General features: G+C 39.8%; 10 protein-coding genes. 6 read left to right on the top strand and 4 right to left on the bottom strand.

Going from position 1 to position 15,097, the window contains the following annotated elements; translation table 11 throughout:
* A complete protein-coding gene (purU, locus tag RMX98_RS18340; protein WP_322677055.1) occupies positions 1-855 on the top strand; it encodes a formyltetrahydrofolate deformylase in 855 nt (284 codons plus the stop codon).
* 95 nt (positions 856-950) lie between these two features.
* Here purU and RMX98_RS18335 read toward each other — a convergent pair whose 3' ends face one another.
* The gene (locus tag RMX98_RS18335) at positions 951-2,237 is read right to left on the bottom strand and encodes a hypothetical protein (protein WP_322677054.1); all 1,287 of its coding nucleotides are present in this window, start codon (positions 2,235-2,237) and stop codon (positions 951-953) included.
* A gap of 143 nt (positions 2,238-2,380) precedes the next feature.
* Between RMX98_RS18335 and RMX98_RS18330 the strand changes: the two genes are divergently transcribed.
* The gene (locus tag RMX98_RS18330) at positions 2,381-4,948 is read left to right on the top strand and encodes a dynamin family protein (RefSeq protein WP_322677053.1); all 2,568 of its coding nucleotides are present in this window, start codon (positions 2,381-2,383) and stop codon (positions 4,946-4,948) included.
* A 92-nt stretch (positions 4,949-5,040) separates the two neighbouring features.
* Entirely contained in the window at positions 5,041-7,326 is a 2,286-nt protein-coding gene (locus RMX98_RS18325) for an FUSC family protein (protein WP_322677052.1), read from the top strand.
* 87 nt (positions 7,327-7,413) lie between these two features.
* On the opposite strand, the gene RMX98_RS18320 is transcribed toward RMX98_RS18325, so the two are convergent.
* From RMX98_RS18320 to RMX98_RS18310, 3 genes are read right to left on the bottom strand one after another with little or no spacing between them, the layout of a single operon-like run.
* Entirely contained in the window at positions 7,414-9,027 is a 1,614-nt protein-coding gene (locus tag RMX98_RS18320) for an ATP-binding protein (RefSeq protein ID WP_322677051.1), read from the bottom strand.
* Positions 9,028-9,070: 43 nt separating this feature from the next.
* Positions 9,071-9,676 (bottom strand): chemotaxis protein CheX, encoded by a 606-nt coding sequence (locus RMX98_RS18315; protein ID WP_322677050.1) that lies wholly within the window; start codon positions 9,674-9,676, stop codon positions 9,071-9,073.
* 6 nt (positions 9,677-9,682) lie between these two features.
* Complete coding sequence (locus RMX98_RS18310; RefSeq protein ID WP_322677049.1) at positions 9,683-10,048, bottom strand: response regulator; 366 nt, start codon at positions 10,046-10,048, stop codon at positions 9,683-9,685.
* Between the two features lie 921 nt (positions 10,049-10,969).
* Between RMX98_RS18310 and RMX98_RS18305 the strand changes: the two genes are divergently transcribed.
* The 3 genes from RMX98_RS18305 to RMX98_RS18295 are packed head-to-tail and all read left to right on the top strand — an operon-like array spanning position 10,970 to position 14,955.
* Positions 10,970-13,174, top strand: coding sequence for a chemotaxis protein CheA (locus RMX98_RS18305; RefSeq protein ID WP_322677048.1), 2,205 nt, complete (start codon positions 10,970-10,972; stop codon positions 13,172-13,174).
* Positions 13,167-13,640, top strand: a complete 474-nt coding sequence (locus tag RMX98_RS18300) for a chemotaxis protein CheW (RefSeq protein ID WP_322677047.1) — start codon at positions 13,167-13,169, stop codon at positions 13,638-13,640. Before RMX98_RS18305 ends, RMX98_RS18300 begins: the two co-directional genes overlap by 8 nt.
* Positions 13,641-13,653: 13 nt before the next feature.
* Complete coding sequence (locus tag RMX98_RS18295) at positions 13,654-14,955, top strand: HAMP domain-containing methyl-accepting chemotaxis protein (protein ID WP_322677046.1); 1,302 nt, start codon at positions 13,654-13,656, stop codon at positions 14,953-14,955.
* The last annotated feature ends 142 nt before the right edge of the window (positions 14,956-15,097 follow it).

Below are 15,097 nucleotides of genomic sequence, written 5' to 3'. Positions count from 1 at the left end.
ATGACAAATCCGACAGCAACATTGCTGATTTCCTGCCCCGATCGAAGGGGATTGGTGGCGAAATTTGCCAATTTCATCTATTCTAATGGTGGTAATATTATCCATGCAGATCAGCACACAGATTTTGCTGCTGGGTTATTCCTTACGCGCATTGAATGGCAATTAGATGGCTTCAATTTGCCGCGAGAATTTATTGCTCCTGCATTTAATGCCATTGCTCAACCTTTAGGTGCTAAATGGGAATTACGTTTTTCTGATACAGTACCACGCATTGCTATTTGGGTAAGTCGGCAAGACCATTGTCTATTTGATTTAATTTGGCGACAACGTGCTAAAGAATTTGTTGCTGAAATCCCTTTAATTATTAGTAATCATTCCAATTTAAAGGTAGTGGCAGAACAATTTAATATTGACTTTCAGCACATTCCCATCACTAAAGACAATAAAGTAGAACAAGAAACCCAACAATTAGAATTACTACGTCAGTACAAAATAGATTTAGTCGTATTGGCGAAATATATGCAGATTGTTAGTGCAGATTTTATTAATCAATTTCCACAAATTATTAATATACACCACTCATTTTTACCAGCTTTTATCGGAGCTAATCCTTATCATCGAGCTTTTGAACGTGGTGTGAAAATTATTGGTGCAACTGCTCATTACGCTACTGCTGATTTAGATGCAGGCCCAATTATTGAACAAGATGTGGTGCGAGTTAGTCATCGTGATGAAGTTGATGATTTGGTGAGAAAAGGCAAAGATTTGGAGAGAGTTGTATTAGCAAGAGCGGTGCGATCGCACTTACAAAATCGTGTATTAGTATATGGTAATAGAACAGTGGTATTTGAGTAAATGATGCTCAAGTAACTGGAAGTTGCAGCTATACAAAAAAGTCCGCCTACGCGGACTTTACAAGAATACTTATTTCAAGAATTGCTGTAGCTGTTTTAGTTAGCTAAAACTATCTCTGTCTCATCTTTCGATTCATTTCTGATTTTAAAATAATAATAAAGATTACCAACAGTTAGGTCTGATGCTTGTTGCAAATTAAATGTAACTAATGTTTTATAACCAGTAATTACAGCTTGTTCACTAATATAAAATTCGTACTCTCGACGTAGTTCAGGCTCGAATATAAATAGTAACTGGTCACGAAGGGAATAGAAATGAGATTTTTCGGCTAAACTCTCATATACTAATTGTTCTGGCGGTTCTGCTACATTGATTGTGGAGTAGTAAGTCTCTGGACTATTAAAATCAGTGCTACTTAACAATTTTAAATCTGATGAAGGAAGCGATTGTATCCAATTAACATGATTTTGCCACGAATTTAATACCGCTAAATCATGATTTTTAATGCGGATAATTTCGGGAAAGAGAAAATCAAGTTCATCATGTGATTCGCAGCGATTAATTACAGTGAGAGCATCTTGACAGATTTTATCTTGGAGTAGGATGAGGCGATCGCTAACTGCTGAAACTTCATTCTGCACTTGATAAGTTGCAACAATGGCCTGTTCAATTGCCCAAGCACATTCAAGTCTGCGTAATTGACCAGCTGCACAGGTTTCTTCCAGTAAATGGGGATTGCTGTAATCTGCTAAAGCCGCAAATAACATTCCCCTCACGCCATCAATTTCAGCGTTTCTCCGGCTGAAATCTTGCAATTGCATCGCTGAACGAAAGCGATTCATCGCCTGGATAAACACTCCATACGCCCTTACTAAAGCTGTACGATGTTGTTCAAATTTGATATCCTGGGCTACTTGTTCGATTATTTGTCTAATTTCTACTCCTTGGTCTTTTAAGGCTTGTTTCAAGTCAATAAAACCGTTTTTGACTTCCAGCCTCATTTGCTCTACTTCTTTTCTTAATTTCATTGTCTGATGCAGGTTGACTGCTGTTAATGCTACACCTGCGATTGTCCCCACACCAATCAAGGCTGTAGTTGCTTGCAGCACACCCAAGCTAGTCTGTATAGTTTGCAATCCATTCATTACTGCTGTAAACCCTTGCTGAGTTTGATACATCTGCATCCCACTGGTTACTAGATTAGAAGCTGCCATCAGTGGAGATAAAGGACTGTTGTTGACAGTAGCACCAATAGCATGACCAACAAACTGTCCGGTAACTGCATCTCTAGCCATGCTTAAGGGTACTCCATTGCTAAAGACTTGTAGATATTTACCAGTTTCAATACCAGCTTGAATTGCAGGTGCAAATTGGAACAGCATATTTTTAGATTGCTAAAAGCTAATTTCCTTGAGCCTAACTGGTATAAAAAAGTAAAGATAACCGTATTTATTCGGTATATTAATTAATTTTGTCTAAATCTGGGCATACTAAGCCTGAAAAACTCTATCGCCTTATATAATTTATGGATATTTCACTAGTTAGCTCTCAGGCTGTTGAGCTATTGTCGCAGATTACCGGACAAAAACTGACTAAAAAGAATCTCACGCCACCTGTGATATTTCTGGCAAATTTAGTAACGGTGCTGCTGGGAGTGATATTTGTAGATGGAACAGTTGCAGAGTCAGAAAAGCAACGTTTGCTAACAACCCTTTATCGATTTAGTAATTCAGAAAGTGATGTGCGTAAGTTGACACATTTGATGATTAAGGGAGTTAAAGAAAATCAAGTTTATAAACAAGTTAACAGCTTATTAGCATTAGCGGCTCCACTTTCAGAGTCAGAAAAGCTTTTGTTGATTAGCTTTGGCTATGAAATGTCAGGTGCTGATGGCAAAATTGATTCACGCGAGAAAAAGTATCTGGAGATAGTCGCCAAGCACTTAGGTATTAAACCACAACATTTATTAATTTTAGAAGCTGGTTTTACTCATCAAGCAAATGTAGAGTCTATTGCTTTAGATGAAGTACATTTTTTACTCAACCCTGCTCGATTTCAACAACTGGATACTATATTTGTCAAGGCTGCAAGTGATATGCTAGCGGCTCTACCTACTAAATTAGAACACAAAATAACTAAACTACAAAAAAATCTATCTTATGGAGAATTGAAAAAGTTCCAAGAATATCGCAAACAATTAAACAATTGTTGTGATCAGCTATTTCAAATAATTCAAGACTGTACCAATCGTGGCTTCTTGTCTCACATTTTGATAGAGGAAGTAGAGGAAATATCTCAAAAAGTAAAATCTCAGCAATTTAGGTTAGCAGTTTTAGGCGAGTTTAGCCAAGGAAAATCAACTTTACTTAATGCTTTACTAGGTGAAGAAATTCAACCTGTGCGAGAGATTCCTTGTAGTGGTATGGTAACAGTTTTAAAATATGGAACCCAAAAGCGGGTAGTCTGTCGTTATAAAGATGGACGGGAAGAAGAAATTCCATTTGAACAATATCAATTAAAGGCAACAATTTCAGAAGATGCAGCGCTTGGATGTTTGAGTGATGAATTAGCACATGATGAAATTGATGAAATTGTTTTTGAGCATCCTGATTTAGAGTTATGTAGCAGTGGAGTGGAAATTATAGATTCTCCAGGATTAAACGAACATCCTGATCGCAGCGCAATTACTCAAAAACTGCTGAAGGATACTGATGCAGTAATATTCCTAACTAATGCCTCACGTTCTCTAACTCAGATAGAACGGGACTTACTCCAGGATGTGAGAACTCAACTAAATCATGGTAAAGAAAACGAACCTGCTAACAATCTTTTTGTGGTAGGAAATTTTATAGATTTAGTGCGTACCGAAAAGGGACGTGAGCAAGTGCAACAGAGAATCGAAAGATTTGTACAAGGTCAAAATCCTATAGTTGCAGGTGAAAACCGCGTTCATTTTATTTCTGCTCAAGCTGCCCTAGATGCAATTTTACAGGGAACTGAAGATGACTATTTGAAAGCCTTCCAAAATTTTACCAAGTCTATTGAGAAGTTCTTAACGTTTGATAGTGGAATAGTAAAAATTAAGCACTCTATTAATCAAATTAATAGAGTTATCAAAAAAGGTTTAGATGGGCTATATCAATCTCAGGACACTTTAGATGGAAAAATTCAAATTTCTGAAGCAGAAAAGCAGAAAATTTTAGAAAAAATAGGAGAAGCTAGTGGGCGCGATGTCAGAATCCATATATTAGCCAATCAACTTATAGAATTAGTGTTTGAGCAAATTGCTGAATCTTGGGATGAATGGCGTGAAGGATTAATTGATCGTATAGCTCAAAAGAGTCAATACTGGAATTCTGAACACAGCCCTGTTTTTAGCCAAGATAAGCTCATTAGAGATTATACAAATCAATTTATTAAAGATTTGTCAACAGAAATAGACGAGTGGGGAAATAAGAAACTTAAAGAGGTAATTTTACAGGAAAATCTTAAGTATTTAGATACTAGTATCGCTTATGAACTAGATGCAATTCAAGGCGAGTTTAACAGCTTAGACCAGGATATACAAACTAATTTTAGCAAACAGCTAAAAATTTCAATTGATGGTATAAATGATGACTTTACTGGAATGGGAGGATTTGGCAGTGGTGTTGGGATAGGTGGTGCTTTAGCGGCTGGATTAATAGTATTTACAGGACTTGGTTTCATTGCCGTAATTGTTGCAAGTGTAGCTGCTGCAATTGCAGGTTCGTTTGGTTTTGGAATGCTAGATTTTGATGGAATAAAAGACCAAATAAAAGGCAAAGTTTTTGAATTAGGATTTGAAAAATTCGATGAGTCAATGGATAAAATATCCGAGAAGTTAGATGAAATTGTTGGCTTAGTCTTTAATAGCCGAGTTGAATCATCCAGTAGAGTAATTGCAGAAGCGATCGCACTTTACGAAAATCTCCTCGAACAGCAGGAAAAAGCTCACAACGAAACTCTGGAACAACGTGAGGCTGAAAAGATGTGGATTTACGAAAAGCGCCAAGAACTTGAGCAGGTACAGAATGGGCTGGAAACCATTGCCAGTAAAAGCGCCATTGTTTAACCGCCTTCCTTACAGAGAAAAAATAGTTATTTCAAGAATGGCTAAAATGCTTTAAGAAGCGATCGCGCTTTGTTATAATCGCCAGTTTCATAATGTCATTTACAGATAAACGTCCTCTTAGTTGGTTGTTGCAGCAGTTTCAACTCCAGCCAGGTAAGCCCGCCATTGCCTCTGGATTGCGTAGCCTTTTTATACTGGGTGTCCCAATTGGAATTGGAATCATTACAGGACATGCTGCTGAAAGTGCGATCGCCACTATGGCGGCTTGGTTCGTTGGGATGGTAAATGTTGACGGAGCCTATCGTCAACGAGCGATCGCGATGATCGCAGCTACCATTGGGGTAACTGTAATGTTCCTAATCGCCAGTCTGGTTAGCAGTCATCTCTGGTTAGCTGTCCCGACCACGTTCTTGGTAATATTTATAGCAGGTTTAGCAAATCTCTATGGCAACGTAGCTGCATCTGTCAGCTTGGTTACTTCGATAATGTTTGTGATTGCGCTGGCTAGATTCGCTTCATTTTCTAATTTGCCTACTCTTATTCAACACTGTGGGCTATGTCTGGCTGGTGGAACATGGACAACTGTCTTGTCATTGGGATTGTGGGCGGTGCGTCCTGATATACCTGCAATACAGACAGTGGCTAACTGTTATCTCTCATTGAGCAATTTTGTAGACTTGGCAAGCCAGAGAGCATCAAATCCAAAAAATCAGCAGGAGTGGGAACAGCGATTTTTGCAAGCTCAGGATACAGTTATTCAAAACTTGATATCTGCCCGTAGCGTCTGGACAACTATCTGGACTAGGCAAAGAGGAGCTACCCTGCGGGGAAATCAGTTACTCGTATTAATTGAGGATATAAATCAAATTGTCAATTCTGTGGTAGCACTGAGCGAACTATTAGCGATCGCATCCGAACATCAACTATTTTCTCGGTTACAGCCAGAAATTCAGCAAGTGTTAGAACAGTCGGCAATTGCTCTGCAAATGTTATCACAAGCGATCGCCAAAGGAAAAAACTCACCTCACTTAGGGGATCTGGATCGAAGTCTTGAAGCACTAGAACACCAAAGACAAGTTCTGCGTTCGCAAATCCTCAATCAAACCATCAATGCTCACACAAATGAATATTCCGATCTCCTCAACCTTGGCAAGATTACAGCCAGTCTGACAAAGCTAGTAGAGCAAATTCATACTGATGCAGAGATTGTTACAGATTTAAGCCAAGGAAAACTGCGTAACAGCATTGCCCAGCGAGATATTTCGCCCCCAGCTCAACCAGAGCGTTCTACAATTATTGATACGCTGCGAAATAATTTCACTTTTGATTCAGTCCTCTTTCGTCATGCGTTGCGCCTCGCACTCATAACAACTCTTGCTGAATTACTTGCGTCGCTATTTCAACTACCTAGAGGCTACTGGATCACGCTAACAGCTTTAGTTGCACTTAAACCCAACTTTGGTGGAACGTCACAGACAACAGTACAAAGAGTCGTTGGTACTATTTTGGGTGGAATTATCGGTATTGTTCTGGTTTTACTAGTTAAGAATTCATTAGCAAGTGCAGTTTGTTTCCTGCTGCTGGTGTTTGTTGCGATGTCGGTGCGATCGTTAAGCTACAGCTTATTTATCATCCTGCTGACTCCCGCCATCATCTTGCTACTCAACATGATTAGTGCAGGTGGCTGGGAGGTTGGAGTATTGCGGATCTTCGATAGCTTGGCTGGGGGTGTCTTAGCACTGCTTGGTAGCTATTTGCTTTTCCCTAGTTGGGAACGACAGCAACTTCCTGCACAACTGGAAAAGACAATTCGAGCTAATCTTACTTACTTTCAACAAGTAATTGCTAACTATCTTCATCCAGAACAGAATGCGATCGCTGATATCAACATACTACGCCACCAAGCAGCACTAGAGAACGCCAACGCCAACGCCGCAGCTCAACGATTGTTCAGCGAACCTCGTCACATTCAGGGAGAAATCGAACCTGTAATGACGCTGATAATATACATTCGTGGCTTTTTCGGTTCGGTAACAACTTTAGCAGAACATCTGCGGGAATTTAGCGGTGAGTACCAATTTCCTGAACTCAAGCGACTTGCCGATACCATTGTCCAAGTTTTGGAAAACTTAGCAGATGCCCTTGGGCGGGAACAGCCACCCCAACCATTACCAGCGCTGGATAGCTATCTCGAAGCAATTCACGCCCAAATTGAACAGTTACATACTGCTCGGTTATCAGAAATTGCTACCAATTCCAACACTTTAACTCCCACATTACAAGCCGTTCAAGAACAAACTCCGCTTTCCACAGAACTGGATCGAATTGTGAATGAAATTAAAGTTATGCACTGTGTAATTGCTCGTCTGCAAGAATAATTTTCTTTTCGCGCTTGCTTTGCGTGGGTGTTAACCCTTTGATTTTCTAATAGTCTGCGTGCGTCAAACTTGATGACTTTTAAAAAGTCAGTTCTTAACAAGTGCTGCGATCGCAGCTACCAATTTGGCAGGATCGGCTGGTTTAGCGATATGGAGTTGAAATCCGGCTGTAAAAACTTGTTTTTGGGTGGTTTCTGCGGCGTAAGCACTTAGAGCGATCGCCGGAATTTGCCCACCTAAATCGGCGGGCATTGCTCGTAACTTTCGGATCAAAGTATAACCGTCAACATCTGGCATACCTAAATCGCTTAACAGTAAATCTGGCTTTGACTCCATAATTACAGCCAGTGCTTCATCGGCAGATGCTGCGATCGTCACAATTGCTCCCTGCTGTTCTAATAAAAAGCCCAGAAACTCACGGGTATCAACATTATCATCTACAACTAACAAACGTATTCCTTCTAGTGGAGCATAAAGCGTACAGGATGGATAGGAATTCTCTAATAGATTCTGATTTTCCTTTCCTAATTTCAAGTGTTGAAACACGGGTAGGCTAACTGTAAATGTCGCACCTTGCCCTTCTCCTAAACTCTCTGCCAAAACTGTACCGCCATGTAACTCGACAAGTTGGCGCACAATCGCCAAACCAAGCCCTAGCCCACCAAAACTTCGGGTTGTACGACTATCTGCTTGACGGAAATACTCAAATACGTATGGCAGAAAGTCAGGACTAATACCTTTACCCGTGTCACTAACTCTCAGTTGTACCTCAGAATTAATCTGTTCTAAGTAGACTTCAACCCGTCCACCGGGTGGTGTGAATTTTACGGCATTAGAGAGCAGATTCCAAATAATTTGTTGAATACGACTACTATCACCCTTCACCTGTCCAATTTCTCTATCCAAATGCAGATTAATTTGAATAGACTTTGCTTCTGCTGCCAATTGCACTGTCTCTAAGGCAGCTTCAATAGTAAAAACAAGATTAACAATTTCTAAATTAAGTGCTAACTTGCCCTGGAGAATGCGAGAGATATCCAATAAATCTTCAATCAACTGAGCTTGTAATTCAGCATTGCGTTCGATGGTATCGAGGGCACGCATAGTAGTAGCTTCGTTTAATGACCGATTTTTCAGTAGCTTGGCCCAACCCAAAATTGGATTAAGAGGCGAACGAAGTTCATGAGAGACAATTGCTAAAAATTCATCTTTGATGCGGTTTGCTGTCTCAGCAACTTCTTTTGCCTGTTGCCGTTGTTCTGCTATTGCTAGAGCCTGATCGCGGAGGTTTTTATATTCCTGAACTCGGAACGTTAAATCTGTTAAATCTTCAATTGAAAAGAGAGCATAAAATTTATTTCCATCCAATGCAGACACAGCAGTAACAGTTGTGTGTTGAATGCGGTATTTATCTTTGGATATAGGTACTGGAATAATATATTTATGTAATTGAGAAGAAAAAATTGTCGGAGGCCCACCTTGAAAAATTTGGTACAAACGGCTAGCGTAACGAGGTTGATTCAAATGAGGAAAATATTCATGAATAGAATTTCCCAAAATCTGACTTCTCGAAATTTTTGTCCATTCCTCTAAGCAGCAGTTCCAAAAGATAACAATATAATCTGACTGTAGAACAAAAGCTCCTAAAGGAATTTTATCTAAAAGGCTAAATTTTTCCTGAGCTTGTTCAATTATATTCATTGTATTATCAAAGTTTTTTAAGACTTTTTTCAACTATATTATATTATTGGATTATTCTTATTTCGTCATTCATTGCTGTGATCAGCGCATCAAAAGTGCCCACCAAAAATATTAAAATAATATCACCAATAATTTCTAAGCGTTCAATTGTGAAACTAGCTTGTGCTAGTAATATTTTTGAATCGCTCTCGTATGCAGATAATAATAAATTTTCCAGCGTATCTTCTAAATAAACGGGCAATGTGTAGTTTAGATGCTTCTTTAGTACATTACTGAGTGAACCCATTACCCCATTTATGACAATGTTACCAATTTCGCTCAGGGTGCCAATTTTCACCGCATCTAAGTCAGCCGATGGATCTTCACCTGTAAGCACTGCAACTAATGTTGATGCGCTGTCAGTTGGAAAAATTAAGCTAGCAGTGCCATAGAAAGATCCTGTAAAGCGTAGTTTTACAGCTGCCAAAGTCTGATCGTGAAATCGTGTTGTTAATTCTTTATAGGCATCGGCAGCAGTTAACACTTTAACAACCGGAATTTTCAGACGAATGTGAGAGTCTACCATTTCATTAAGTAGACTTGCTGCTCGGCCAACTCCAATATTAATTAACTCTTGTAGGGCATCCAGTTCTTCTGCTGTCACATTCATGAAAACTTATTCCTTAGTATTAAGAACTTCCTGGACTGCCTTTCGCAATTCACTTTCTTTTGGCGGTTTATTAATAAAGTTGACTGCCCCCAAGCTATAACTTTGGTTGCGTGCCCCATCTTGGATATCGGCGGAAATGATAATGGTTGGGATTTTTAATTCTTTATCTTGCATAGCTTTGAGAAATTCAAACCCATTCATATCTGGCATGAGAAGATCCACTAATACACAATTTGGCTTATAGTTATAAACCATTTCTAATCCCTCACGCCCATTACTTGCTTCGATAATTTCATAGCCATCTACTTGCAGAAACTTACGGATCATTCTGCGAGAAAAAGCTGCATCATCGATAATTAAAACCATTGCCATCAGCTTCGTCCTTTTGTGCTTTAGCTTAATAATTCTTGATTTAAGCTAATTAGCCTACATTATTAATTAAAAGGGATGAATTAAATAATAAATCAATATAATTTTACAATTGCCAATATAGTTTCGGAAAAATTCTCAAACTCGCTGAAAGTATAATGTTATGTTGTGGAGCTAAAATTTTTAATAAGGGAAAATTTTAAAAATTTGTTAAGTATTTGAAATCCGATCTAATCCCAGTTTTGCTATCTGTTGCCAATGCAAAACTGTTGTGTGGTAGATATCGGTTACTTGCTCGATTTATCGCAGGCTCATACCATTAAGATACATTTTGAGGTATATGGGAATCCGGTTTGATTACTGAAATCACTTGGCTTAGTAGGCAAAAGGCAAAAGGCAATAGGCAATAGGTAATAGGCAATAGGATTTCAGAAGATTAAAATATACGGAATTTTTTTCAAAAATCAAATATGAGTTCTATAGCTGCTTGATATCGTTTGAGTAGCACCAAGGTTGTTAGGATTCGATAAACTGAGGATCGCATTATTTGCACTTGTAATACTGTCTGAACGACGACTATTGTTGAACGTTTGAGTTGAATGGCAACGAGAATATTGCCTGTCTCTTAACTATATCATTAAGACAAATCTTATGTCTTCAGCCTGGAAAAAGACAAACATCTCTCTTTCGATAGAGATTGCTAAAGTTTAATATTAAATTAGTCTTAAAATAAGATATAAGTAAGTGGACACAATTATTTATAAGACGCATTTCGACTTCGCTCAATGCTCGATAGCTTGACTCAAAGAGGGTTGAGTGACTTGCCCTGAGCAGAGTCGAAGGGAGTCGAAACCCGGCAATGTCAAGTTAGGTTTAATTTAGTCCTTCTACTTATAATAAAATAAAACTTTACTTTATTAACAAATGGAGTCAAATGAAATTGACGATGATATAGAAGCATTTCTCATTGAAAGCTATGAGAACTTGAATCAAATTGAAGGCGATATTATTGAGCTAGAGAAAGCATCTACTAATGGAGAAGCATTAGTTCGCATTTATCGCTCACTCCATACGCTCAAAGGAAATTGCGGCTTTTTACCGTTTCCTAATTTGGAATCACTTGCTCATGCTGGGGAGAATTTGCTCTCGTGTTTGCGCGATCGCCAGCTAGCAATCACCCCTGAGATTATTAGTATTTTACTACAAACAGTTGACGGCATTCGGCAAATCCTGTCTCAAATTCAAGCTACAAAGCAGGATGGCGATGTCTACGACGAACTGCGCCTACGCGATTATTCAGCGCTGATCGGGGCATTAACCCGATTGTCAGAAACTAAACAGACTCCAAAACCCTCTCAATCGCCTGTTAATACACAAACGCCACAAAAAGATACAGCAGCTAGTGAGTCTTTTGAAGCTCTCAATAACGAACTCACAGAAATATCAACCACAACATCAGAATCTGCTTATATCCGAGTCAATGTTAATCTGCTAGACCAGATGATGAACCTAGTGGGTGAACTGGTTTTAGCTCGTAACCAGATCATCGAATTTAGTACAAAATTTAAGGATAAAGGCTTTGCTGCTACTTGCCAGCACCTGAACCTACTTACAGGCGAGTTGCAGGAAGGAGTGATGAAAACTCGACTGCAACCAATGAGTTCCATTTGGCAAAAGTTCCCTCGCGTCATCCGTGACTTAGCGATCGCTTCTGGTAAAGAAGTTGAATTAGAGATGGAGGGCGCAGAGACTGAACTAGACAAAAGTATTATTGAAACAATTAAAGACCCCTTAACGCACTTAGTACGCAACTGCATCGATCATGGGATTGAATTACCAGCCGAGCGCGTTGCTTGTGGAAAGCCAAGCTTAGGACGGCTATTTCTCAGAGCCTTTCACGAAAGCGGCAAAGTAAATATTGAAATTGGCGATGATGGTCGCGGTCTGAATTTAGAACGCCTCAAAGGACGAGCGCAGCAACTTGGTTTAGTCAACGCACTGCAAGCTGCAACCATGAGCGAATCAGAAGTGATGAACTTAATTTTTTTATCCGGCTTCTCGACTGCTGAACAGGTAACTCACCTTTCCGGGCGCGGGGTTGGGATGGATATTGTCAAGAGTAATATTGAGAAAATTAACGGAACAGTTGAAATTTACAGCCAACAGGGACAAGGAACAACCTTCAAAATCAAGATTCCCCTGACATTGGCAATTATTCCAGCATTGATTGTCACTAGTGGTAGCAATAGCTATGCTATTTCCCAAGGGAGTCTACTAGAGCTAGTACGCCTAGAAGCACTCAATAGTATTGAGATATTATACGATGTGCCTGTGTATCGCTTGCGGGGTAATCTTGTGCCTTTGATTTACCTCAATCAAGTATTGCAACACAATAGTGTCAGCAACTTAGAAACACTCAGTCTAGTAATTGTGCAAGTTGATAATTATCGCTTTGGACTGGTTGTAGACACAATTGAAGACATCCAAGATATTGTAGTTAAACCTTTGGGAAGACAGTTAAAGACGCTATCCCTATTTACTGGAGCTACCGTTTTAGGAGATGGCACAGTGGCATTAATTATTGATGTTGTCGGTTTGGCAAACCAAACTGGTATTATCGCCAAACAAAAGCAGTTATTGAGCGAAAATGCTGCAAATAGTCAAGAGCAAGCAGGCGATCGCCAAACAATTTTACTCTTTGAAGGCCCCCAAGGCGCACGCATGGGCATTCCACTGGCGATCGCATTTCGGCTGGAGGAGATTCTTGCTTCTGCTGTCGAAAAAGTGGCTAACCAGAATGTCTTTCAGTCTTACGGGCAAATTTTGCCACTAATTGATCTTTATAAGATATTTGATAATTGCGATCGCTTTAATGATGAACCTTTTGCGACACTTGCCGAAACGCTTCAGATAATTATTGTCTCTCCTTACGCAGAACTCAGCGTTGGGCTAGTGGTCGATCGCATTCTTGATATTGTGGAAGAACCACTAACCATTAAAGGTATTCCTAGTAGACCTGGTGTGCTTTTCTGTGCTGTAATTCAAGGGCAAATCACAGAAATTATTGACGTAGAGACTGTAATTCGGATTGCTAACCCTCATTTGCTGCAACTAGCGACTCATGGCTGAACAACAAATTTGCACATTTTTCCTCAAAGGAGTTTACTTTGGTATTGACGTGCAACACGTTCAAGAAGTGATTCGTCCACAAGCAACAACTCTTGTACCTTTAGCACCACCAGATATTTGTGGGTTGATTAATTTACGTGGACAAATTATTACTGTCATCGATTTGCAGCGTCGATTAGAGATGAGTGAAACGCACACACAATCAACTACAAAACTTGGAGATGAGGCGCAGGGATTTAATATCATTGTGCGTTCTGATCATGAAGTCGTTAGTTTACTGGTTGATCGCGTGGGAGATGTTTTAGAGTTCGCACAAAACATCTTTCAACCCCCACCCGCAACGTTAAAAGGTAGAATGCGTCAGATGCTAGCAGGAGCTTACCCGCTCCCAGAGGGATTTCTGTTAGTTTTAGACACCGAGAAAATTCTCGATGTTAATTTAACAAATCAGATTATTGAATATTAAGGAGCGCTTTGCAATGACTACAAATCGGACTGGGAAAACAGCCAACTCAAAATCTTCCTCGGTAGATAGTGCAGATTTACAACCTACCGATGATGTAATAAAAGTGCAATTGCAAGCGTTACTAATAGCACTTAAGGCAGCAAAAAACGGTGATTTTACCGTCCGTTTAGCTGATGAAAATAATCAACTGGGTGAAATTACCTCAGTTTTTAATGAATTGGTGAGTTTAAATCAAAACTTTGCTGATGAAGTTAATCGCTTGGCATCCGAGATTGGTATCGAAGGGAAGCTTGGTTCTCAAGCAGTTGTCAAAGGAGTAGGTGGGAGTTGGAAAGAATCGCTCGACAACTTGAATCAGATGTCTACAAATTTAAAAGAGCAAATAAAAGGTATAAATGAGGTCAGCCTTGCGGTTGCTCAAGGAAATTTGTCTAAGCAAATCGAGGTAAGCAATGCAGGAGAGTTTAAGCAGCTCACAGATAATGCAAATCAGATGATTAGCAGCCTCAAGTCTTCAATCAGACAGATGACAGAGGTGGCAACAGCAGTCGCGTCTTCCGCAGAAGAACTAACCGCAGTCAGCAAAGAAATGACTGAGAACGCCGAACAAACAGCCGAACAAGCCACTTCTGCCTCTGCTTCAGCTGAAGAGGTAAGTCGGAATACCAATACAGTTGTGACTGCCGTGGAAGAGATGAATGCTAGTATTCGAGAAATTTCTAAAACTGTTACCCAAGGAGCAAAGGTGACGACTGAGGCAGTTAAAACAGCCGATCGCACGAACGAGACAATTAACAAACTCGGTCAAAGCAGCACCGAAATTGGTAAAGTTATTAAAGTCATTACCTCGATCGCAGGGCAAACAAACCTGCTAGCACTCAATGCTACCATTGAGGCAGCCAGAGCTGGAGATGCAGGTAGAGGATTTGCTGTAGTAGCAAATGAGGTGAAAGAATTAGCCAAACAAACGGCAAGTGCGACTGAAGATATAAGTTTGCTAATTGAAGCAATTCAGACAGATACAAAAAGTGCTGTTCAAGCCATCACTCAAATTACTAGTATTATCAATCAAATCAACGACTTCCAAAGCACGATCGCCAGTGCTATTGAAGAACAAACAGCAACTACCAATGAAATTGGTCGAAATATGGCTGAGGCAGCCAAAGGAACATCAGATATTGCTAAAAGTATTGGAATTGTGGCACTCAATACTCAAAGTACGACTACTGGAACCAGTAATACCTTAGAGGCAGCAACAGAACTATCTCGAATGGCAGTAGATTTGCAGAAAGTCGTCAATCAGTTCAAATATTAAGAAGAGGCAGTCTTGAAGAAGTGGCAGGGAGAGCAGCATTTCGGCTACGCAGAAATCGAGCGACTTGCACTGAGTTTCGACACTTCGACTACGCTCAGTGCACCGCTACGCGGTAATCGAGCGACTTGCACTGAGCGGCGTC

This window comes from Nostoc sp. DedQUE02 (genome assembly GCF_034531035.1).
Lineage (GTDB): Bacteria > Cyanobacteriota > Cyanobacteriia > Cyanobacteriales > Nostocaceae > Nostoc.
The sequence above is the reverse complement of the archived record's forward strand: the minus strand, read 5'-3'. Positions and strand labels throughout refer to the sequence as shown.